General features: G+C 67.4%; 16 protein-coding genes. 7 read left to right on the forward strand and 9 right to left on the reverse strand.

All coding sequences use genetic code 11. The features are described 5' to 3' along the window. Window positions 1–66: 66 nt before the first annotated feature. Window positions 67–618 (reverse strand): hypothetical protein, encoded by a 552-nt coding sequence (locus H4696_RS16890; RefSeq protein ID WP_192782349.1) that lies wholly within the window; start codon window positions 616–618, stop codon window positions 67–69. Window positions 619–668: 50 nt separating this feature from the next. Here H4696_RS16890 and H4696_RS16895 point away from each other — a divergent pair, with 50 nt between their 5' ends. From H4696_RS16895 to H4696_RS50140, 4 genes are all read left to right on the forward strand, one after another. Further along, window positions 669–902: a hypothetical protein gene (locus tag H4696_RS16895; RefSeq protein WP_143265164.1), complete on the forward strand. Its 234-nt coding sequence runs from the start codon at window positions 669–671 to the stop codon at window positions 900–902. Beyond that, entirely contained in the window at window positions 899–2,713 is a 1,815-nt protein-coding gene (locus tag H4696_RS51260; protein ID WP_143265163.1) for a pentapeptide repeat-containing protein, read from the forward strand. The genes H4696_RS16895 and H4696_RS51260 overlap by 4 nt, the downstream gene beginning before the upstream one ends. Window positions 2,714–2,781: 68 nt before the next feature. Continuing rightward, window positions 2,782–3,941, forward strand: a protein-coding gene (locus tag H4696_RS16905; protein WP_192782350.1) for an IS3 family transposase whose coding sequence is annotated in 2 segments (ribosomal slippage) — window positions 2,782–3,060 and window positions 3,063–3,941 — 1,158 coding nt in all. Because the reading frame shifts where the segments join, the coding sequence is not laid out codon by codon here. After that, window positions 3,907–4,317 (forward strand): 3'-5' exonuclease, encoded by a 411-nt coding sequence (locus H4696_RS50140; RefSeq protein ID WP_086857893.1) that lies wholly within the window; start codon window positions 3,907–3,909, stop codon window positions 4,315–4,317. The genes H4696_RS16905 and H4696_RS50140 overlap by 35 nt, the downstream gene beginning before the upstream one ends. Window positions 4,318–4,377: 60 nt before the next feature. On the opposite strand, the gene H4696_RS16915 is transcribed toward H4696_RS50140, so the two are convergent. The 5 genes from H4696_RS16915 to H4696_RS16935 form a co-directional block, all read right to left on the reverse strand. Next, window positions 4,378–5,922: a peptide deformylase gene (locus H4696_RS16915; RefSeq protein WP_225955719.1), complete on the reverse strand. Its 1,545-nt coding sequence runs from the start codon at window positions 5,920–5,922 to the stop codon at window positions 4,378–4,380. 441 nt (window positions 5,923–6,363) lie between these two features. Further along, window positions 6,364–7,539, reverse strand: coding sequence for a methyltransferase domain-containing protein (locus tag H4696_RS16920; RefSeq protein ID WP_192782351.1), 1,176 nt, complete (start codon window positions 7,537–7,539; stop codon window positions 6,364–6,366). After that, a complete protein-coding gene (locus H4696_RS16925) occupies window positions 7,536–8,042 on the reverse strand; it encodes an MvdC/MvdD family ATP grasp protein (RefSeq protein ID WP_225955720.1) in 507 nt (168 codons plus the stop codon). Before H4696_RS16925 ends, H4696_RS16920 begins: the two co-directional genes overlap by 4 nt. Before the next feature lie 11 nt (window positions 8,043–8,053). After that, window positions 8,054–9,289, reverse strand: coding sequence for a sugar ABC transporter substrate-binding protein (locus H4696_RS16930; RefSeq protein ID WP_158104279.1), 1,236 nt, complete (start codon window positions 9,287–9,289; stop codon window positions 8,054–8,056). A gap of 876 nt (window positions 9,290–10,165) precedes the next feature. Then, window positions 10,166–10,651 (reverse strand): tetratricopeptide repeat protein, encoded by a 486-nt coding sequence (locus H4696_RS16935; RefSeq protein WP_086857897.1) that lies wholly within the window; start codon window positions 10,649–10,651, stop codon window positions 10,166–10,168. Window positions 10,652–11,029: 378 nt separating this feature from the next. Between H4696_RS16935 and H4696_RS16940 the strand changes: the two genes are divergently transcribed. Next, window positions 11,030–13,255 carry an ATP-binding protein gene (locus H4696_RS16940; RefSeq protein WP_338078682.1) on the forward strand — a complete coding sequence of 742 codons (2,226 nt, stop codon included), beginning with the start codon at window positions 11,030–11,032 and terminating at the stop codon, window positions 13,253–13,255. A gap of 342 nt (window positions 13,256–13,597) precedes the next feature. Next, on the forward strand, window positions 13,598–14,959 hold the full coding sequence (locus tag H4696_RS16945; RefSeq protein WP_158104404.1) for a serine/threonine-protein kinase: 1,362 nt from the start codon (window positions 13,598–13,600) through the stop codon (window positions 14,957–14,959). Window positions 14,960–15,478: 519 nt separating this feature from the next. Here the strand turns inward: H4696_RS16945 and H4696_RS16950 are convergent. Beyond that, the gene (locus H4696_RS16950) at window positions 15,479–15,694 is read right to left on the reverse strand and encodes a hypothetical protein (protein ID WP_143265344.1); all 216 of its coding nucleotides are present in this window, start codon (window positions 15,692–15,694) and stop codon (window positions 15,479–15,481) included. Between the two features lie 1,119 nt (window positions 15,695–16,813). Next, window positions 16,814–19,405: an FxSxx-COOH system tetratricopeptide repeat protein gene (fxsT, locus tag H4696_RS16955; protein ID WP_143265345.1), complete on the reverse strand. Its 2,592-nt coding sequence runs from the start codon at window positions 19,403–19,405 to the stop codon at window positions 16,814–16,816. 785 nt (window positions 19,406–20,190) lie between these two features. Between fxsT and H4696_RS16960 the strand changes: the two genes are divergently transcribed. Next, the gene (locus tag H4696_RS16960) at window positions 20,191–21,078 is read left to right on the forward strand and encodes a 1-aminocyclopropane-1-carboxylate deaminase/D-cysteine desulfhydrase (RefSeq protein ID WP_249027183.1); all 888 of its coding nucleotides are present in this window, start codon (window positions 20,191–20,193) and stop codon (window positions 21,076–21,078) included. Between the two features lie 3 nt (window positions 21,079–21,081). Here H4696_RS16960 and H4696_RS16965 read toward each other — a convergent pair whose 3' ends face one another. After that, a complete protein-coding gene (locus tag H4696_RS16965; RefSeq protein ID WP_143265346.1) occupies window positions 21,082–22,107 on the reverse strand; it encodes a hypothetical protein in 1,026 nt (341 codons plus the stop codon). Window positions 22,108–22,230 lie beyond the last annotated feature (123 nt).

Raw genomic sequence — 22,230 nt, forward strand, 5'->3', positions numbered from 1 at the left:
GAGTAGTTTCCCGTTTCCGCATCTTGATCGCCGCCGGACGGACCGCTGGGTGGGACTCGGGTTCGGTCAGCCGATCCCGAGCACGGACTTTGCGGTGGTCCAGTTGTTCAGCATCGCCGTCTGGGCGGCGGACAGCGTGACCTGGTGGGCGCAGACGGCCTTCTTGACGGCGTTCTCGACGGAGTCCTTGCTGTAAGAGTTCGGGCTGCCCGAGTGCGGCTCGGGCCAGAGGTTGCGCGGGTCCTTCGGGGCGCCGCCGAGCTCCAGCGGGAGGAAGTGGTCCTCTTCGTAGTCGGACATGCTCGTGTCGCTGTAGCCGTAGTCGATGATGCCCTGCTGCTTCAACCCGTTGGTGTAGCTCGTCGACGGGCGGATCGTGGCCGTCCAGCCGGACACGCAGATCGTCGAGCCGATCGTCGACTGGGTGACGTCCGGGTTCTTCGCCCCGGGCGTGCAGGCCGGGTCCGGCAGCGGCAGGTAGGCCTGCGAGCACGACGCCGTCGTCGACAGCGGGCCGGCGGCCACGGCACCGGCGGCGTAGGCGGGAACATCGATCAGGCCGACGGTGACGGTGACCGCGGCGGTGGCGAGGCAGGCACGAAGACCGAGGTGGCGCATCCGAGTCCTTTCCGGAACGACAGCGAGCCCTCGGGGCTCAGCTTTGCTTGGTGGTCATCACCATGCGCAGCGTCGGCGACGCCACGATGACAGTGAAGAAGCCACCAGATGACCACACCACTGCGAAACTGTTCACCGGGACGACTTTGTGTCACATCGTCCGGAACATCCCGACCTTCGACGGGTCAGCCATCACGACCTGCACGACGCCGGCTTTGGCTGGCACCGCGCTGCCTAGCGCGGTCGTAGCGGCAGGCCGCGCCGCAGCGACTGACCATCCGTGACGAAGCGGAAGCTGATGCTCTTCGGATCGGTCGGGCGGGGCTGGGCGCCGGCGCGTGGGCCGCTGGTGCTCAGCGGGGTGGCGCTATTGGCCGGGATGGTGGTGCTGTTCGAATGGGTGGACTGGCCCGCACTCGGTGACTGGGCGCGCCCGCTGGCCGTGCCGCTGTCGCTGTTCGCCGTTGCCACCGGTGGGTTGGCGGTCGCGGTGGCGCGGCGGCGGGACGAGCAGGCGCCTCGGACCCGGCCTGTGGGGATGAGCTGGTGGGTCGTGGTGGCCGCCGCGGTCGTGGTGGCCGCGGTGGGGTGGGCGGCGACCAGCTGGTTGCTCGGCGAGGCCAACCGAGCCGGCGATGCGGACAAGAGGGCGGCGGCGCGGGTCGAGGCGATCAAGACCGGGCTCGGGGTCGGTGCGGGCACCACCGGTATCTTCGCGCTGCTGTTGGCGGTGCGGCGTCAGCAGCACAACGAGAGCGACGCGACGGAGAAGAACGTCACCGAGCTCTATACCAAGGCCGCCGACCAGCTCGGCTCCGAAGAGGCTCCGGTCCGACTGGCCGGGCTGTACGCGCTGGAGCGCCTGGCCCACAACAACCCTGGCCAGCGCCAGAGCATCGTCAACGTCATCTGCGCGTACCTGCGGATGCCCTTCACATCGCCGGACGCCCAGCCGCCCGCCGTGGCCGACGAGGCGCAGTTCAAGGAACACCACAGGCGGGTACAAGAGCGGGAAGTCCGGCTCGCGGCCCAACGCATCATCACCGAGCACCTGAATCCCGAGGAACGCCGGCCGTTCTGGCCAGACATCGACCTCGATCTCACCAACGCCCACCTGATCGATTTCACGCTAGAAAACTGCCGAGCACGGTCGGCGTGCTTCGACAGCACGACTTTCGTCGGCAACGTCTTCTTCAGCTACGCGAACTTCACCGGCCCCGCCCGGTTCAACGTGGCGACCTTCACCGGCCGAGCCACGTTCTTCGGCGTGAGGTTCACCGGCGCTTGGTTCCGCGGCGCGAACTTCACCCGCAGCGTTCAGTTCAACGGCGCGAACTTCACCAGCGACGCCCTGTTCAACGGCGCGAACTTCACCGGCGACGCCTTGTTCGACGGCGCGAACTTCACCAGGGGTGCCACCTTCAACGGCGCGACCTTCACCGGAAACGCCCTGTTCAGCGGCGCGCACTTCAGCGGCGTCGGGTTCAGTGGCGCGGCCTTCACCGGTAACGCCCTGTTCAGCAACGCGACCTTCACGAGCGGCGCTTATTTCCGCAGCACGACCTTCACTGGCGAAACCCGGTTCGACGACGCCACCTTCAGTGGCGAAACCCGGTTTGATGGCGCCACTTTCATCGGCGAAACCCGGTTCGACGACGCCACCCTCACCGGCGGCGCCTCGTTTGACGGCGCGACGTTTGTTGGCGATGTCCAGTTCTGCGGCGCCAAGTACAAGGCCCACGAGAGGATCGCAGAGATTATTGAAGAGGATCCAGTTGGCCGGCTCGCGGCCGCCGAAGTCGATGCCGCCGAGGTTAGAAGACACGACTCAATCGGCGGGTTCGGCAACGTAACCGTTGTAGGGGGCGCCACGTTCGCCCGCGTGACTCTCCTCGATAGCCAGGAGAGGCGACGCGCTGTTCTCCGGGCGACCTTGCGGGGCTGTATCGCGTCCTGTAGCGCGATTGTCGATAGGCAGCACTTCAGGACCGTCATGTCCGAGCAGCCTGCTCCGGCGGCGAACAGAGTCCTCGGCGACCTGATGCGGTCTGCATCACGTGCGCTTAAGGCATTCCGAGGGAGATCGACTGACTGATGGGTCTGCCCAGGGTCTGGTTGACACCTCACCTGTGAGGTTCCGGCCTCGCCTGGAAGGATGTCACCGTGCCCAAGCCCTACCCCCGTGAGTTCCGTGACGACGTCGTCGCTGTGGCCCGTCGCGGCGAGACCCCGTTGAAGCAGGTCGCGAAGGACTTCGGGATCTCCGAGTCGTGCCTGGCCAACTGGCTGCGCACGACCGAGATCGAGGACGGCACCCGCCCCGGCGTGACCCGCGAGGAGTCCGCCGAGCTGCGCGAACTGCGTAAACGTAACCGGCTGCTGGAGCAGGAGAACGAGGTTCTGCGTAAGACGGCGGCTTATCTGGCGCAGGGCAATCTGCCGGGAAAATAGCGTTCCCGCTCGTCCGTGAACTGGCCGCGGCCGTCGCCCCTGTGCGGGTGTCGGTCGCGGTGACGTGCAGGGTGCTCGGCCTGTCCCGGCAGGCCTACTACCAGTGGCGCGCAGCCCCGGTCTGCCAGCGCGACTGGGATGACGCGTATCTGATCAACGCCGCGCTCGAGATCCACGCCGACGACCCAGCCGACGGGTACCGGTTCATCCCCGACGAGCTCGCCCGCCGGGGTTTCATCGCCTCGGAGAACCGGGTGTGGCGGATCTGCTCGATGCAGCAGATCTTCTCGCTGCACGCCAAGAAGAAAGGACGTTCCCGCAAGGCCGGGCCGCCGGTGCACGACGACCTCATCCGCCGCGACTTCACCGCCTCTGCACCGAATATCAAGTGGTTGACCGACATCACCGAGCACTCCACCAGGGAGGGCAAGCTGTACTTGTGTGAGGTCAAGGACTGCTACTCCAACAAGATCGTCGGGTACTCGATCGCCTCGCACATGCGGGCCTCACTCGCCGTCAGCGCGTTACGTAACGCGATCGCGCTGCGGGACCCGCGCGGCACTGTCATCCACTCCGATCGAGGCGCCCAGTTTCGATCCGCGAGCTATCGTCGTCTGCTGCGCGCCCATGGGTTGTCCGGATCGATGGGCCGGGTCGGTGCCTGCGGGGACAACGCGGCGATGGAATCGTTCTTCTCGTTGCTGCAAAAGAATGTTCTGGACACGCGGCGCTGGCGCACCCGCGAGGAACTCCGGTTGGCGATCGTGTCCTGGATCGAGACGAAGTACCACCGCAAACGCCGGCAACGAGGGCTGGGCAAGCTCACCCCGGTCGAGTTTGAGACCATCTACACCACCGCAGCAGCGGCCTGAGAACAGTCAGCTCCGGTGTCAACCGAAGTCTGGGCAGCCCCGTCAACCAAACTCGGGGCAGTCCCCCCTGCTGCACGGCCAGCGCAGCCATTGCCCGCACCTTGCCGATACCCCGCTGCTGGACACCGTGCGGCTCGCCCGCACGTGCCTGCCGGAACTCGCCTCGCACAGCCTCGACCACCTTGCCCGGCACCTTCAGCTGCAGATCCCCCGCGACCGGCACCGTGCACTCGCCGACGTCCGACTCACCCTCGCCGTGCTGCAGCGCCTCATCAACCGAGGACATTGGTCCACCCTGATGGACCTCGAGCGCATCGCCCTCATGCCGGCGAAGAAGCCAGGCCCGTCCGTTGCCGACCAGCCCGGCCTGTTTTGACTGGAAACGCCGCGACGTGATTTCTTCGGTTTCAGTTCACCCGCACCGGTGTCGTCACCCTCAAGCCGATCCGCCGACGCCGTACTTCCAGCTCGAGCCGGTGCCGCGATACTGCTCGACGGGGATCGGGTCGACGTCCTCGCGCATCTGGTCGGTATAGAGAATGCCGTGCACGTGGTCCACCTCGTGGGCTACGAGCCGGGCGACGCCGCGCTCGAACACGGTGATCTTGGTCTGCCCGTCGACGGTGGTGTGCTCGACGTGGATCACGTGCGAGCGCGGGACCTGGCCGCGGACGTCGAAGAAGGACAAGCAGCCCTCGTACTGTTCATCGACGTCCCCGGCGGACTCGATGATCGCGGGGTTGAACAGCGTGATCGTCTCGCCGTCCGGCGTGCGGACGATCGCCGCGGCCCGGTCGATCCCGATCTGCGGCGCCGCGATACCCATTCCCTTACCGAACGTGTGGGCCTGGGCGACGCGCTCGCACGCCGAGTTCAGCTCGGTCACCACCCGGCGGGCGTCCTCGGCCTCGGCCGGGAGGTCGAAGCGGCGGGCGACGCGGCGCAGGGCGGGGTCGGTGTCCTGCACGATCCCGAGCGAGGCCATCACTTCGCTCGGCGATGGCGGTGGCCCGTCGACGAGGGCAGCGCGACCGCGGAAGTCCCATTCGAGCCGGTAGCGGGCGTGCAGCGGCGGATCCTCGCATGACCAGGAGAACACGTGCCGGTCGCCGGTGTCGTCGCGGGCGATGGCGGTGGCGAACGGCATGGCTTGGGCGGTCATCGAGGTGTGCAGTCCCCACACTACCGCGGCGAGGTCGGCGGGGAAGTCCAGGCACACCGACAACGTCCGCGTCGGTAGCCGGACGGCGCGCTGGAACCAGTTGCCCCAATGGACTTCGCTGACGGTGTACTCGTACTCGATCCAGCAGGATTCCCCGGGGTACAGCGGAAAGTGCCCGTGTTCGCCGGCGAACTGCAGCCACACTTCCTTGAACGCGTCGCGGTCGTGGTGGGGTGTCCAGTCCATCGGGCTCGCACGGGTCCGGCCATGCCAGGCGTGCAGGTTGATCTCGTCCCACGCCAGCGGGTTTTCGCTGTAGAGCTGGTTCGAGCGCTCGGGGTCACCGGGGTACCGGTCGACGGAGATGCGGATCAGGTAGCGGGTGATCGGTTCGGTGCCGTGGTTGACCAGGTGGCGGCGCTGGGTGAGCCGGTAGACGCCGTTCTCGTAGCGCAGGGTCGCGTCGTCGTGGTCGACCACGAGACTTCCCGTCGTGGCAGCTGCCTCGGTGACCGGTGGTGCCGGCGGGCGGGTCTTGACCGGGCGGTGGGCCTCGAAATCGCGGAAGGCGGCGGGCAGAGCTCCGCCGGTGCGCAGTGCGGCCTCGGCGTGGGCGGCGAAGGCTTCCGACGGGCGCTCGGCGCCGGTGAGCACCTTGGAGACGTAGGAGCGGTCGTATCCCATGGCCTTGGCGAGTGCGGCGCGGGAAAAGCCCCGGACGTCGCGCCAGCGTTCGAGTTCGACGGCGAACACGTTCACCTCGGCGTCCGCGTCGCCGGCGGTGCTGGTCGTGCCCGTCGTCATCGCCGCCTCCGCCATCCGCCAACTGTGGGTGTGCGTGAACGCACCGTGAGTCGCTTCTCAGTCTAGTTGCCCACCGGCCCGACGCGGTGTTCTCGACCGCGCAGCGACCACCAGCTCACCCGATCCGCCAATGAAAGCAGCGGGCTGCGGTCGTGAGCTAGCTCCTCGTCCACGCAGGCAGCGGGCGCCTCGATATGTCGCTGCGGATGACGGGCGTGGTCAGGCCACCGTTCGTCCGCTAGCACTCCGCACAGAGCGGATGCGGCCCGAGTCGCACGTTCATTCGGCCGCCGGCCGTTGCCCAGGTACGACTCCCGGCTTCGTGTCGGTGGCAAGAACCTGCTTTGCGATCACACGCACCTTTCGTCCGCCGAAATCTTCCACTTTGTTTCATACGAATGAGGCTCCCGCAGGCCCACACCGGTCCCGCCGGAGCCTCATTGTCATCTCTTCCCGCTACAGCGGTAGCGACCACCGCTTGTCCGCGGCCGGATGGGTTACGACCTGTTCGCCGTCGGGCGTGACCAAGATGGTGAAGTCTTCCGGATGCGGCTGCCTGAGCTGGAGCCACAGCTCGTGCGCGGCTTCGAGCTCATCCCACAGGGGCCGGTCGCCTCCTTGTGTCACCTGGCGGTCGGCGGCCGGGTCACCGGTGGTGGCTTCGACGCGTGCCCATGATCCGCTGGGCGGGTCAGTGAGGCAGAAATACATCGGTCCATCCTGGACCTTGACATGCCCGGACTCAGTACCAGGCATGGCGAGTTGGGCGAAGAACGCGAACACGCGCCCGCGCTCGCGCAGCACGGTCGGGGCCAGCCGAGTCGTGCGGTCCTCGCCGGCCTCGTGGACAGCGCGGCTGAACAGCGCCGGCTGCTGGCGGAAAGGCTGCTCGGGGCTTCGCAGCGGCATGAAGTTCAACCGCGTGGGCAGAAACCGGCCATGCGCGGACTGGTTGGTATCCACGGTCAGGCAGGCCAGGTTGCCAGCGAAAGCACCGCGGATATCGGTGAGGATCGTCCCGCCCCGCCGGACCTGTGCGAGCCACGCCGGGGGCACCTGCCGCAGCGATGCCGTCGCGATGATCCGGTCGTATGGGGCACGCAGCTGGTAGCCGAGGTAGCCGTCCGCGATGCTGAGCGTCGGGGCCAGGCCGAGGCCGCCCAGTCGCTTGCGGGCTTGGTCCACGTACGCCGGGTTGACGTCGACGGAAGTCACCGACTCGGGCCCCAGCCGGCGCGACAGCAAGGCGGCAGTCCATCCCGTGCCGGTGCCAATCTCCAGCACGGAGTCCCCCTCGGTGGCCCTGCTTTGCTCCAGCATGGTGGCTACGACCGTCGGGGCGGAACAGGAGCTGACGAGTACGCCCTGCTCGTCGAAGTCGGTGAGCAGGGCGTCATTGTGGTAGACCGCGCGCAGCCATTCTTCCCGCTTGGCGCTGTCGGCGGCGTCGTGGAACTGGCCGCCCAAGTTGTCAGGCAACGTGAACCGGGGTGCGAACAGGTGCCGGGGCAGGGCCTCGAACGCCGCTCGCCATGCGGGCGTGGTCAGGGCCCCCTTGGCAACCAGCTGCTCGACCAAGGCGCGGTTAAGATCGTCAGCCAAGCGCTGCAGCTGGCTGTCGAGACGGGTCACAGGTCTTCTCCTGTCAGGTGGGCGGCGAGGGCGGCGGCGATGGGAAGCCCGGTCGCTTCCTGAATCCAACCCCATTGCCCGCTTGGGTTCAGGTCGACGAAGTGGTGCTGACCGTCGGCGGCCACGACGAAGTCGGCCGCCGCGAAGACGAGGCCGAGCCGGTCCAGCAGGGCGAGCAAGGCAGCTTCGACACTGCTCGGGAGGCTGACCGGTTCGTAGCGCAGCGCCGAATAGTTCGTCCGCCAGTCGATCGGACCCGCGTCGGGCGACAGGATGCTGGCCGCGAACACCCGGCCGCCGACCACCGTCGCCCGCACGTCGCGGACTTTCGGCACGCGCTGTTGGAACTGGTGCGCGGTCAGAGCCACGCGCAGGTCGGCCAGGTCCGAAGCCGCCACCTCGGTCGTGGGAATGAAGGCCATCTTGTTGCCAGTCACCGACTGGGCACCCGCAGCGATCGACCGACGCTGGACATGCTCGATGAGGGCACCAGCCAGACGCACGCCGACAGCATTCAGGACACAGTCCGCCGTATCGCGTCGGCAGCTCTGCGCGCAGAGACGCCGGGGTCCGCACCTGCGATGACTTCGACTTCCGCCCTTGCCAGATGCCCCCACACCTCGGGCATCTCCGCAAAGGATGGCATGAGCATAGTTTTGTCGCGAGCGGACACAAGTTCACTCGTCGTAGAGTCGGTCAGCGCGGTGGCTTCTTTGCGCGCCACCGGCGATCCGATCCGGGCCGACAGTGCGGACATTACATCGAACCGGGTCAGGTAATCCGGAAGGAGATCGCTGGCAATCACTCTATTGCGACCGAAGGGTGCTATATAGAATCCATAAATTGTAGTAAAGGATCTCGCTGGGCCGCCGTCCCGAAATCCGGGAACAGGACTTACGACCACATTCATGCCGGCATCACGAGCTCTGGCCACGTCGCCATAAGCCCCCAACATGAATGGGCACGTGCCGCCAATGAACGTGCGCTCAACCCAAGCCTGATCCATCTCACACCGAATAATCCCCTCGCCAGCTTCGCCAAGTGCGGCAATTCTCTCGAAGGCCGAAATCGACTCCGGGCTATCGATTCCCACCTGGTGGATATCCCACGCGCCGTTGGGTTCCATACCGAAGAGCCAGGCGCCACCCGAAGAGAGCAGAGGCCAAATCAGGAAGGGATCACCTTCAGGGCCAACTCTAACCACGATGATCTCTTGCCCAACGTTCGCACGCTGCAGTGCACGGCCGACTTCCACTACTTCTTCAAAGCAGGACGGCTCATCGCCGACAAGGTCGACATTTATTATTAACATTACAGTGTCCATCGTGGCCGGAATCCCATAGATGTCACCATTGAAGCAGAAAGGTTGAAGTGAAAAATCGAGCAAGTTCTGACGCTGTTCTTCGGAAAGAGCCACAGGCTCCACTGCCTGCTCTGAGACGAGTTCGCCGACCCAGTCATGAGGTCCGACGAACACGTCGACATTTCCGGCTTGCCGTGCCTCTGCGATATACTTGCGTCGAAGACGTTCCCCGACGTCCGTGATGTCCAACTTGACGTCAACGCCATACGAGGACTGGATGTCTGCCCGAAACTCGATAAATATCTTTGCAATGTCGTCGCCGACCCACATGACCAACTCGGACCGCAGGCAGTCGAGACGACCATACTCGTCTCTGATCCAGCGGGCCCCGGTTGCGTCGGTGAAGGTAAGGCGGGTTCGACAACGTTCCAATTCAGTGTCGCTCACTCGGTAGAATGACGGCCGATCACTGGGAGGTATCAAATCGAGCCCAATCTTTGTGACGGTTCTCCGATCATCGGCCCGTACGAAAGCGATGTGAGCCTGGTAGATGGGCGCCTGCGACGCATTACGAACGTATGCGCCCCACTCTCCCGCGCCCGAGTCGCGCCAACCCCACCACACCGACACGAGTGAGGCCTGCGCTCTTCGTTCCGCTTCGACGCCAGCCCGGTACTGGCTCGACTGAATCCCGAATGTTCGCCTGGACAAGACCGCCGCCGTTGCGGCAAATATGAGAGCCAGAACCGCCGCAAGCGAGGATAGCCAGGCGGGGACGCTACCCCAGTCCGCGGCGGCCAACGTAAACTCGAGTCTGATCATAGCTCATTGTACCGCCAGACGGCGTCACTGACTGCGAGGTAAATAACTGGCCGAGACCGGTGATCCAAACCGTGGTCAACCACAATTTCCGTGGTGATCTTGGAATGATTTTTCGATAGCGCAAGCAAGGTTCATCCGAACGGTGAACCGGGGCTTTCGAGGTTTCAGGCAGCCCCTCGGAGCGACCGCTCGAATTTTTCGGGACTTTAGTCTCGATCGAGAGCGCCGCCACTGGATCAGAGTTGACGCCGTTGGAACGTACCGATGAGCGCACTGTAGAGACGTACCGAAATGGTCGATCTCCAGCAGTACCGCCCGAAGGCTCTGCTACACGACGATCGCGAAGCTGGCCGCGCACGTGGCGGCGGCCCGCGCAGGCGGAGCGCGTCACGATCCACGGGGCAATCATGGCGAAGGCGATCGAACGTCCGCTATTGCCGAAGAGCGGACGTTCGGCGCCGCCGTGCAGTCAGTTCCGTAGCGAATAGCAGGGTGGCGGCTTCAGGCCGATCGCACACCGTCGAGGCTCGATCGGATGGTCCTGGTTGTGGGATGGTCGGCGCCCAGCACCCGCTCGCTGTCGGTGAGAGTGGCCTCGTACAGCGGGATCGCCCGTCCCGAATCACCCGCTGCCTGGTAGGCGTAGGCCAAGTTGTTCCGCGACACCAGCGTATCGGGGTGGTCCGGTCCAAGCACCCGCTCGCGATCGGCGAAAGTCGCCTCAGACAGCGGGATCGCCCGCCCCAGATCACCCGCCAAGTCGTAGGCACCAGCCAGGTTATTCCGCGCAGTCAGCGTGTTGGGGTGGTCAGGGCCGAAGAGAGGTTGGTAGCGGTCGCCGGCTCGGGTTAGGTAGCCAATGGCGGTGCGTAGGTCGCCCTGCCCTGCGAGGTAGAGGCCCAGCTCGTTGAAGAGTCGGCTGGTCTGTGTTGTGTCGGTGTTGGGCGTGGTGCGTTCCAGCAGAGCCCGCGCATGCGGCAGGACCATCCGATAAACAGGCCAGTCCGCGGGAGCGCGTGGATCCAGATCGGCGAAGGCGGCCGCCAGAAGAAGTGCGGTGCTGTCGCGGGAGTTGCGATGTCGGCGACCTGGCGGTGCGGGTCGGTCGGATCGGGGGTGCGGGTAACCGCCTGAACCAGACGATGCACGGCCACGGCGTTCCCGGTCAGGGTGATCATGCTGTAGGCCGGGAGGCGGCCCAGCGCCTCGGGCAGCTCGGGTTCCCCCACCGCGGCGGCCAGCAAGTCCCGCGGGATGCCGTCCGGATGCCGGTCGGGTGAATTCCGCCGCCGCCGGGCTGCGCAGCGGCGGGGCGGTGCCACGCTGTGTGCCATCGGACGGCGACCGGACCGGAGGTGGCTCGCGGTGGTGACGCCCGATCTGCGGCAGCCCGAGGACCCTGCGGCGCAGGACCCGCCGCCCGACGCAGGCGACGACGGCCCGCTGCGGGTGCGCAACACGGTGTCGGGAACCGTGGGCGTGGTGGTGCAGGCCGGTGTGGTGCACGGCGACGTGTCGCTGCACACCGCGCCGCTGCCGCCCGCGCCGGTGGTGCCGCGGCAGTTGCCCGCCGCGCCAGCCTTGTTCGCCGGGCGGAGCGCGGAGCTGGCCCGGCTGAATCGCGTGCTGACCGCCACCACAGCGCCCGCCGACCCGGCGGGTGCGGGGCAGGGCGCGGCGGTGCTGGTCTCGGCGATCGGCGGTGCCGGCGGCATCGGCAAGACCTGGCTCGCCCTGACCTGGGCATACCGGCATCTGGAGCGGTTCCCCGACGGGCAGCTGTTCGTCGACCTGCACGGCTTCAGCCCCACCGGCGAACCGGTGCAGCCGGCGGTGGCGGTGCGCGGGTTCCTCGACGCCCTGGGCGTCGAGGCGAACCGCATCCCCACCGACCTCGACGCCCAGGCCGCGCTCTACCGCAGCCTGGTGGCCGGGCGGCGGATGCTCATCGTGCTGGACAACGCCGCCACCAGCGACCAGGTCGCACCCCTGCTGCCCGGCTCGCCGTCCTGCACGGTGCTGGTCACCGGCCGGCACCGGCTGGACTCGCTGATCGACCGGCACGGCGCCCGCCACCTGCCCCTGGACGTCCTGTCCCCCGAGGAGGCCCGCGGCCTGCTGGCCGCCCGCCTGGGCGACGACCGCGTCGCCGCCGAACCCGAGGCGGTGGACGAGCTGATCGGGCTGTGCGGGGGCCACCCGCTGGCGTTGTCGATCACCGCGCGCACCGCCGATACCCGCCCCGGCGCCGCGTTGGCCGAGGCCGCCGCCGAACTGCGCGACCTCGGACTGGAGGCGCTCGACCACGACACCGACCCGGCCGCCAGCCTGCCCACCGTGCTGTCCTGGTCCCTGCGCCACCTCACCGACCAGCAACGCACCGTGTTCGCGCTGCTGGGCATCGCCCCCGGCCCCGACACCACCCCACCCGCCACCGCCGCCCTCACCGCCCTGCCCGACCGCCTCGCCCGCAGGACGCTGAGCGGACTGGAGAACGCCTCCCTGCTGGAACGGCGGCCGAGCGGCCGCTACGCCATGCACGACCTGGTCCGCCGCTACGCCACGGACACCGCCCACACCACCCTGACCAAGGAGGTGCGGGAAGCGGCCCTGACCCGGGTGGGGGACCTCCACCTGCACACCGCCCATGCCGCTAACCGCCTCCTGGACCCCCACTACGTGCTCGTGCCGCCCGAGCCGCCCGCGCCCGGCGTGCACCCGCACCCGCTGCCCGACACCGCCGCGGCACTGGCCTGGATGGACGCCGAACACGCCACCCTGCTGGCCACCCAGCGCACCGCCGCCACGCTCTGCCACCACCACACCGTCTGGCACCTCGCCTGGAACCTGCACACCTTCCACCTCCGACGGGGACACCGGCACGACACGTTCACCACATGGCAAGCCGCACTGCACGCCGCCGACCACCTGCCCGACCCCGCCACCCGCAGCCGCACCCACCGGCACCTCGGTGACGCCTGCTCCCGGCTGGGCCTGCACGACCAGGCCAGCACCCACCTGGCGCAGGCCCTGGACCTCGCCTTGCGCCACCACGACCCCGCCGAACAGGCCCACACCCACCATGCACTCGCGGTCGCCTGGGAACGACGGAGGGACAACCAGCAGGCCCTGGAGCACGCCCACCACGCCCTCGACCTCTACCGCGCCCTCGACCAGCCGGTGTGGGAAGCCTGTGCGCTCAGCGCGGTAGGCTGGTACGCCGCGCGCCTGGCCCGGTTCGACACCGCCCGCGAGCACTGCCAGGCCGCCCTCACCCTGCACCGCCACCACCACAATCCCGACGGCGAGGCAGGCACCCTGGACAGCCTGGGCTACATCGCCCACCACACCGGCGACCACCACCAAGCCCTCGACCACTACCACCACGCCCTCACCCTGCTCCGCGGCGTCGGCGCCGCCTACACAGTCGCGGACACCCTCGACCACGTGGGCCATCCCCACGCCGCGCTCGGCCGGCACGAGCAGGCCCGCACGGTGTGGCGGGAGGCGCTGGAGCTGTACCGGGAACAAGGCCGCGACGCCGACGCCGAGCGCGTCCAACACCAACTCGACAACCTCGACCACACCTGAACCACGACGCTGCCTACCAGGCAGTTACCGGATCGCGGAGCACTATCGGCAGAGTGATCCACAGCGGCGGCACCACCGGCATCTTCAAGCGGGGCGAAGGTTCCGTCAGCTCGTCGATAGCGGACGGTGCCGTCGGGCAGGACATACCAGCGGTCACCTCTCGTGCTGCCCTTCACCGCGTAGGCGGTGGCCTTGGTGAGGTCCGGCGCGTCGTCGCCGTCCCACACACATCGGCGGGAACCGGTCAGGTCCCGCTGATGTCGTATGGGAGCTTCTATGCTGCTCTGAACAGCGGAGAGAAACTCGGGGGCGGCAGGGATGGCGGAGGGGCAACCGGACCTGGTGATCGGCGGCCGGTACCGGCTGATCAGCGAGCTCGGAGCTGGCGGTTTCGGGCGGGTGTGGCGGGCCCACGACGAAACACTCGGTGTGGACGTCGCGATCAAGGAAATGCGCCTACCGCCGTCCTCCAGCGAGGTCGAGCGAGCCGAACGACTCAAGCGCGCCGAACGGGAAGCGCGACACGCCGCCCGCCTGCGCGACCACCCGAAGGTCGTCGCCGTCCACGACGTAGTCGTCGAAGACGGAACGCCGTGGATCGTGATGCGCCTGGTCGACGGCCACACACTGGCAACCCGGCTGGACTCCGGCCCGCTCTCGCCCGAGCAGGCGGCGCCGATCGCGACGGCGCTGCTGGAAGCACTGCGCGCGGCCGGCGACGCGGAGATCGCGCATCGGGATGTCAAGCCCGGCAACGTCCTGCTGACCGAGCGGGGCCAGGTACTCCTGACCGACTTCGGGATCGCCACCCACGACGCCGACACCCGGCTGACCTCCACCGGCATGTTCATCGGCTCCGTCGAGTACACAGCCCCCGAGCGGCTGGAGGGCCGGGGCCGGGGCACCGTCAGCGACCTGTTCTCCTTGGGCGCCACCCTCTACCACGCTGTCGAGGGCGTCTCCCCGTTCCGCCGCGACACCGCCAAGGCGTCGATGGCCGCGATCCTGTTCGACCAGCCACCGCACCCAGCACGCGCGGGCGGCCTCACCCAACTCATCACACGCCTGCTGGAAAAGGACCCGGACCGCCGCCCGAGCTTCCCCGAAGCCCTGGCCCTGGCCCTGGCCCTGGCCACAGTCGACTCGCCGCAGCGCGAGACGCTCCCTCCGACGCGGCGGGAGCACCAGCCACCGCCGACCTCAGGACCGATGACGTTCGCAGTCCACCGTTTTGGTTCCTACCGCGCCATCGCCATCGCAGTAGTGCTGTTCTTCGCCGCTCTGGGCCTAGGGTTCATGATCACCGCGGCGATCGAGAGCGGGGACAAGAGCCTCAACTTCTGGGTCGGGATTGCGTGGCTCGGCTTCGCGGCCGTCCTGGGATGGGTCATCGCCAGGAACCGGAACCAGTTGGTCATCACCCCGGACGACGTGGGGATCAGACAAGGGAGCGGGCAAACCCTCAGCCTCGAATGGCCCGCCGTGGACACCGTCACCCTGTTCTCCCACAACGCCCGATCCCGGACGTTCACGCAGGTCCAGATCAAAGCCCATCCCGACCGCGCCGACGTCCACGGGGGCGCCGGCGCGGCGGTCAAACGCAATCACCTGGGGCACTGGGTCATCCCCTACGTCGACGCGGACCTCGCCGAGCTGACCGAGGCCTTCCGCAGTTACGCCCCGACAACGGTACGGATCCGCTGAGCTCCCAACGGGACCGACGCCATATTGGACCTCGCGCTGTCGGGTGCGTCGTATTCACCGTGCACACAGCCCGGTCTCGGTGGGTGTTTCATCGAACGCCGCCTCGACCGCAACAAACCTGCACCGGTCTGCCCGACCGGTCCTCGACGGAGTCCTCGCACGCATGATCACTACGGTCCGCTCGCTCCCCGACACCCTCCCCACGGTCGCAAACGGTCACACTTCGCGCGGGTTGTCCTCAAGGCGACAGGAGAAGCCGTGCGAAGCTCAGCTTCGGAGATGTCGAGCATGTACGAGCTTCGATGTGCGTGCGGCATCCGTCCCTACCAACACACAGTCCCGCTCACGCAGCGGAGCCGCAAGCGCACCCATCAGGGCAACGGCACGACGCCGACGGCGGTGCCGGAAGGGAACACTTCGCAGTTCAATAGGCGGCTGTAGGGGGCAGAAAGCCGGGCTGGGCCCGGGGCTGCGTCTTTCAGCCCCGGGCCCAGCCCACCTTCTTTCCGACAGTTCCGATCAGCCGAGGCGCGCCCGGCTGGCCTGGTAGCGGCTCAGCCGCAGCAGCCCGATCAAGCTGACGACGGCGCCACCAGCAGCCGCTAGGGCCACCGAACCGGCCAGCAGGACGCCGCAGACCACCACCCCGAGCGCCACCAGCAGCAGGACCGATCGGCGGACGTGCGCAGGATGTCCCAGCAGGATCTGCCGCAGCAGGTCCCAGCCAGGGTGCACCCGACCGTCCGCGGTATCGCGTGGCATCTGCCGACAGGCCGGCTCGAGCACGGTGCCGGACGGGGTCAGCTCCGTCACCTGCTCCGCAGCGGACTCGAAAAGCTCGTCGAAGCTGACGTAGTCGGGACTCGTACTGAATGTGATCCGATCGGGGGATCGTCGCTCTGGCATGTCGCCACCCCGCGGCGGTAACGTCGACATGTTCGTTGCCCTTCTTGATCTATGCGTGTCGAGTGGTGCTACGGATTACTACGCGGCTCCCAGTGACAGCTGGGAGCCGCGTCTTCGCGTTCCGGGACGAGCCCGGCGGCGCTCTCGTCATCTTGGCGAAGGTCTCGAAGTTACGGCTCGGTAGGCACCGGATTTACACGGTTAGTCGCCGACCGGTATTTCCCGGACGACGAACGGTCCCCAAGGTAATTTTGCGTGACTTTGCGCTGATCAGGCACCTTTTCGGATCAGCCCAAGTAGCACTTTGGAGTGAAAGCACTCATTGCGCGGGCAACGCTGTAGCGAATTTCGTCCGAACGTTAACTCGTTCGAGTGATCTTGTGCGAGCACATCAGCCTGACGGCCAATTGAGCAGTAACCAGGGGGTGCAAACGCCCGTGCAGGTGCAGTGGCACCTGCACCGACCGGCCATCGCTCGACACCGGCACGCGCGGCGGCAGGGTCGGACGACGTCCGGACCGCGGGCGCCAGCCGAGGCGGCGCGACACAGGCTGCACCGGACGTGCCGCACCGCAGGAACCGCCGCGCTATAAGGCCGCCGTAGCGGGGGGCCATCGTGTTGGTCGGGCTACGCCAGGGCTCCGCCGACGATGCCCCCGAGCACACCGGCACCGAACTCGCCACCGGGTTGCCCGCCCACGGTCCGACCGCGCAACAGGTGCGAACCGGCTGGCTGCTGTCGGACCGCCGGCTGCCGGGCTCCGCACACATACGACGAACCTGCCGCGCTGGTATGCGCCCCCGCAGGCGCGCTGCCTGCCGTCGCCGACGTCGCGCGATGACTCGGCAGGAACGGATCGTCGTAGCAGACCTCGACCAAGGCCGCATCTACGCCCTCGTCCGCCGCTGAGTACGTCCCCTGACGCGATCGACAGGACTTTGCCTGACTTACGAGACGGTGTTGGGGTGGTCGTCGCCCGAGAGACGTTGGCGGCGGGCGAGAGTGTCCTCGTCCAGCTCCCGAGCCCGCTCGTACTCGCCCAACGCCTTCAGGTCGGCGGCGAGGTTGCTGGCGGAGCTGAGAGTGTCGGGGTGGTCCTCGCCGAGGACGCGTTGGCGGCGGGCGAGAGTGTCCTCGTCTAGCTCCCGAGCCCGCTCGTGCTGGTCCAAGTTGGTGAGGTTGCTGGCGAGGTTGTAGGCGGAGCCGAGGGTGTCAGGGTGGTCCTCGCCGAGGACGCGTTGGCTGCGGGCGAGAGTGTCCTCGTTCAGCTCCCGAGCCCGCTCGTACTCGCCCAACGCCTTCAGGTCGGCGGCGAGGTTGCTAGCGGAGCTGAGGGTCTCGGGGTGGTCCTCGCCGAAGAGTCGTTGGCGGCGGGCGAGAGTGTCCTCGTTCAGCTCCCGAGCCCGCTCGTACTCGCCCAACCTCCTGAGGTCGACAGCGAGGTTGTTGGCGGAGATGAGGGTGTCGGGGTGGTCCTTGCCGAAGAGTCGTTGGCGGCGGGCGAGGGCGTCCTCGTCCAGCTCCCGAGCCCGCTCGTACTCGCCCAACACCTTCAGGTCGACAGCGAGGTTGCTAGCGGAGCGAAGGGTCTCGGGGTGGTCCTCGCCGAAGAGTCGTTGGCGGCGGGCGAGAGTGTCCTCGTTCAGCTCCCGAGCCCGCTCATGCTCGCCCAATGCCCGGAGATTCACGGCGAAGTTGCTAGCGGCGGCGAGAGCGACGGGGTGGTCGTCGTTGCCAACGTCTTTGACAAGCACGTACACGCGTTCCAGCAAGGGCAGCGCAGCGCGAAGATTGCCGCGGGCCTGAAGGTATACCCCGGCGCGGTCGAGCAGATACACGACCTGTGCTCTCAGAGCGGCAAGAGCGCGCTCAGAGTCGCAAACAGCGAGCACATGTGGCAGGAGTGCTTGCCAGCGGGGCCAGCTCGCCGGGTTGTTCCAAGGGTTATCGGGGAGCCCGGCGTCCAGCAGGCGGACCGCAATGGCGGGCCAGGTGGAGTCCTCGTCGTCTTCGGCCGTGATGTCGTGGCGGGTACGGGCCCGCAGCAGGGCGGCGGGAACACGATGGAGCTGGATCGTGGTCGTGGTGACCTCGGCCATGCCGCGGCTGCGTAGGGCGGCCGTGACGTCAGCGAAGGCCAGCGGGTCCCGCGCGGCGGCTCCGGCGTCGCCAACCTGGTGGGTGAGCAGGGCCAGCGGCACCGGCTCGGGCGCCAGCCACGCCACCAGGGTCAGCGTGTTCAGCGCGGCGAGGTTCTCGCGGCCAAGCTGGTCGAACGACACCGTCCACGCCGCAGCCACCGAGACGGGATAGCCGCTGCCCTTCTCACGGCGGGCCAGGAGCTCATGGGTGCGCTTGGCGTGCAAGTCGAGGTAGGTTTCGGCGGTCCAGCCAGTCGTCGCGAGCAAGCGAGCGGCTTGGTCGACGGCCAGGGGCAGGTCACCCAGGGCGTCGGCGATACGGTCAGCGTCGATGGCGGTGAGCCGGTCACACCGGGATCGCAGGAGATTAATCGACTCGGAGCGAACGAACTCCCGCACCGGCAGCGCGGCGCCGATATCGTCCCAGTCAGGGTTGCGGGACGTGATGATCACGTGCCCCCCGGCGGGCAACAGTGGTCGCAGGGCGTCCGGGTCTTCGGCGTTGTCGAACACCACCAGCCACCGCCCGCGCGACCGCAACGCCCCGGACAGCAGCGCCAGCGCACCGGCGGTCGAGTCCTTCTCGGTGGCGACATCCAAGGTGTGGGCAAGGTCGGCGAGGTGCCCGGCGACGAGGGACGAGTCCTCCGACGGGACCCACCAGGCCACGTCGTAGTCCTCGGCGTGACGGTGGGCGTACTCGATCGCCGTGGTGGTCTTACCGACCCCGCCCATCCCGTTCAGCGCCTGCACCACCGCCGGGTGCCCCGAACACAACGCGGCCCGCAGGCCGGTCAGCAGCTCGTCGCGGCCGGTGAAGGTGACCGTGCGGGCGGGAATGTTCCAGATCCGGGTCGCCGGCATCGACTCCTGCTGGGGCCGGGCGAGCTGGGTCAGCGCCTGGAACAGCTTGATTTCCAGCTGGGCGGGTGAGGACACGGCGGTGACGGTAAGGCCGCTGTCGTGCAGCCGCTGCCGGAACGCCTCCTGCTCGCGGCCGTAATCCAGGTCCCGCGTCAACGCGGGCGGGCCTTCGGTGTCCTCGGAGAGGATGAACACCAGCCGCTCCATGCCTGTCTCGGTGGCGGTTTGGAATTCCTGCTCGGTGTAGGACACCTCCGGCCGGTCCCGGACCGGCATCCCATAGCGGAAGCCCGCGATCAGGACGTAGATGTCGGCCTTGGCCAGCATCTCCCGGTCCAGCTGCTCCGGCGTTGCGTCGCGGGCGGTGAAGTCCTCCATCTCCAGCACCGCGTCGCCGGCCTTGGCCACCGCCGCCTTCGCCGCCGCCACGAACGACCGTTCCTTCGGCCACTTGCCGAGCTCTTTGGTGTGGCTGAGGAACACCCGCCGCGCCGGCGGCTTCCGCCCGTGTCCCTCGGCAGATTCGTCCGCCAACACCCGCTCCCTACGCCGCCATCACTGAGAAAAGAGTCTCCGCGTTCCAACCGAGTGTTACGGCATCGAGGATCGCAGATAAACGGTCCTGTGGGACGACCGCGCGACCGACATCGCGATCGCGTTCGTCGGCGGCGACTGCTACCAGGTACTGCGCCGGGAGCCGATGCTCTCCAGCCGGGTGTACGTGGAGCCAGTAGCTCCAGTGGACTCCCGCCGACCAAGTGCAAATCATCACGGCCTATCACCCGACCTGGACGAACACCGACCCTCAAGGTGATCACCTTCGCAGACGCGCACGCCGGGCACGGCAACTTCCGGTCGTGGGCGAAGATCACCACGCCCGCCACCCGCGCGCTGATTCAGCTGGAGTGCTCCACGGTGGACCGCGACGTCCTGGCTGGGCAGTCGCCAAGCTCACCGGCCGGTCCGCATGACCACGACGGCACCAGGCTCGCAGGTGCTCGACGACGGGACAGGCGACATCGGCGCCGACGCGGCGGAGCGACCGCTACCCCCCGGTGACGGTGCTGCTGGACCCGGCCGACGACGCCGGGCGCACCGCGCGGCTGCTCGCGGCGCACGATCCGGCAGCGGGCCGGGTCACTGTGCACCCACCCCTCGGTCACGAGCCCAGGCAACACCGAGAACCCGCGGACACTTCCAGGCAGATGCTCATGTGTCCCAGCGAGCGCCCGATTGGTTGCGAACTCGCACGTCGAGCTGCCCGACCTCTAACCGGCAGCAAGGCAGCGCGGATCCAAAGAAGTACTAGGCTGCGGTGGGTGAGTCCCAACGAAGACGGGAAGGGCGGTTTCGCGAACCTCCCGTCGCCGCTCGTCGAGCTGAACGACGAGCGGCTTACACGTCACGGGGTCCACCTCCGGCTGAAACGAGATGACCTCATCAACCCGGAGATACCGGGCAACAAGTGGCGCAAGCTCCGCTACAACCTCCAGGCAGCCCAACAAGAAGGTTTCCCAAGGCTACTGACCTTCGGCGGCGCATATTCCAACCACATCCGCGCGACGGCGGCCGCCGGCCACCACTTCGACTTCGAGACGGTCGGCGTCATCCGCGGCGAGGAACACAACCCGCTCAACGAATCGCTCGCCTACGCCGTCGAACACGGCATGGTCTTGACCTACCTGGACCGCGCCACCTACCGCCGCAAGACCGAACCCGACGTGCTCGCCGCGCTGCAGGACCGGTTCGGCCCCTGCTACCTCCTCCCCGAGGGAGGCAGCAACGGCCTGGCCGTACGTGGCACCGCCGAACTCGTCGGCGAAATCACCACGGACTTCGACGTCATCTGCTGCGCGACCGGAACCGGCGGCACGCTGGCCGGTATCGCCGCCGGGTTGACCGGCCAGCAACGCGCGCTCGGCTTCGCAGTGCTCAAGGGTGGACAGTTCCTGGAGGAAGAAGTCCGCCGCCTGCAATGGGAAGCCTATGGCACGGCTACCACGAACTGGACCATCGAGGTCGACTTCCATTTCGGCGGTTACGCGAAGCGCACCTCGGCGCTCGACAGCTTCATCGCCGACTTCCGCGAGCGCCATAGCGTCACACCGGATTGGGTGTACGAGGCGAAGATGCTCTACGGGCTGTTCGCCCGCATCGAGGCTGGCGCCTTCCCGCCGGGGACTCGGATTATCGCGGTGTTGAGCTAGCGCTCAAGCCTTGCCGTAGTAGGCCTGCTGGGCGGCCTGCGAAACATCGGTGCCACACCGCTCCAGGCGCCACTCGCCGCTGTTGATGGTGAAGTCCCGGCCGAATCCGAGCCACATTCCGCTCATCCGCCGCCCGGCAGGGTCGACCATCATCTGAAGCGTGCCGTGGTAGGACGCTCCTTTGTAGTAACCAGTCGGAGAGGTTTCTTCACGCCATGTGCCGGTCGCGACCGCCATGTCCTTGCTCAGCTCCAGGTGCAAGCGAGAGCCGCTCGAATGCGGCAGGCTGTGACCGAGGAGCCGGGAACCTTGCGTGCGCAGCACCACGTAGTGCTCGCCGGTCAGGACTTTGCGGCGACCAGAACTGGGATACTCGTACCGGCTGTGCCAAATTCCCGTCAACGTGCCGCCGGATTCAGTTACCTCGGTTACCGGATGGGCGGCAGCGGTATCGGTCGCCAACGCCCAACCAGCCGAGGCCAAGGCCAACGCCGCGCTCACCTTCAGCAGCAGAGACCTTCGGCTGACCGCGTTGGTCCCGGCGTGGGACCACGTCGAAGCCATCTGCGCCAGGTCACGCACGTCGATGCCCTCGAGCTGGGTCACGATTTCCTGCAACCCGTCCGGACCCGCGGGTTTCAGCTCGACCAGTTGCTGGCGCATTCGATGCGCCTCGTCCGACGCCCTGAAGTCGGGAGCATCTGCGATGAGGTCGGCGACGCTGCATTCGTAGAGCGCAGCCATTCGCCCGAGTACGGCAAGAGAGGGCGCATGCCCGGTGTCCGACGGCCACAACTCCCAATACGAGAAGTTCTTGAAGGTTTTCGGATCATCGGGCCACCGCGAATTCCAGCAGTCGGCGACGTCTCGCTGGCTCCAATCGTGCACGAGCCGCAACGCCACGCGCATGTTCACGTTGTAGCGCTCAGTGAACACTTGCGCGATCTCCACCCAGGTCTTTGACTGGGCACGGAGTTCAGCAGACAATTGCCGCTGTTCCTGTCGCAGGCTGCGCGTCGCGGGTGGCATTTTGGGCAGGCTCCTCTTACCGGGTGCTGCGCACCGTATCCGACTTGGATTATGCCCCAGAATCTCCCCGTTGAACAGGGAGATCCTGCGCCCCAAGATCACGACTGAACTGGGTGGTTTGCC

It is taken from the genome of Amycolatopsis lexingtonensis (genome assembly GCF_014873755.1).
In the GTDB taxonomy this organism is placed as follows: domain Bacteria; phylum Actinomycetota; class Actinomycetes; order Mycobacteriales; family Pseudonocardiaceae; genus Amycolatopsis; species Amycolatopsis lexingtonensis.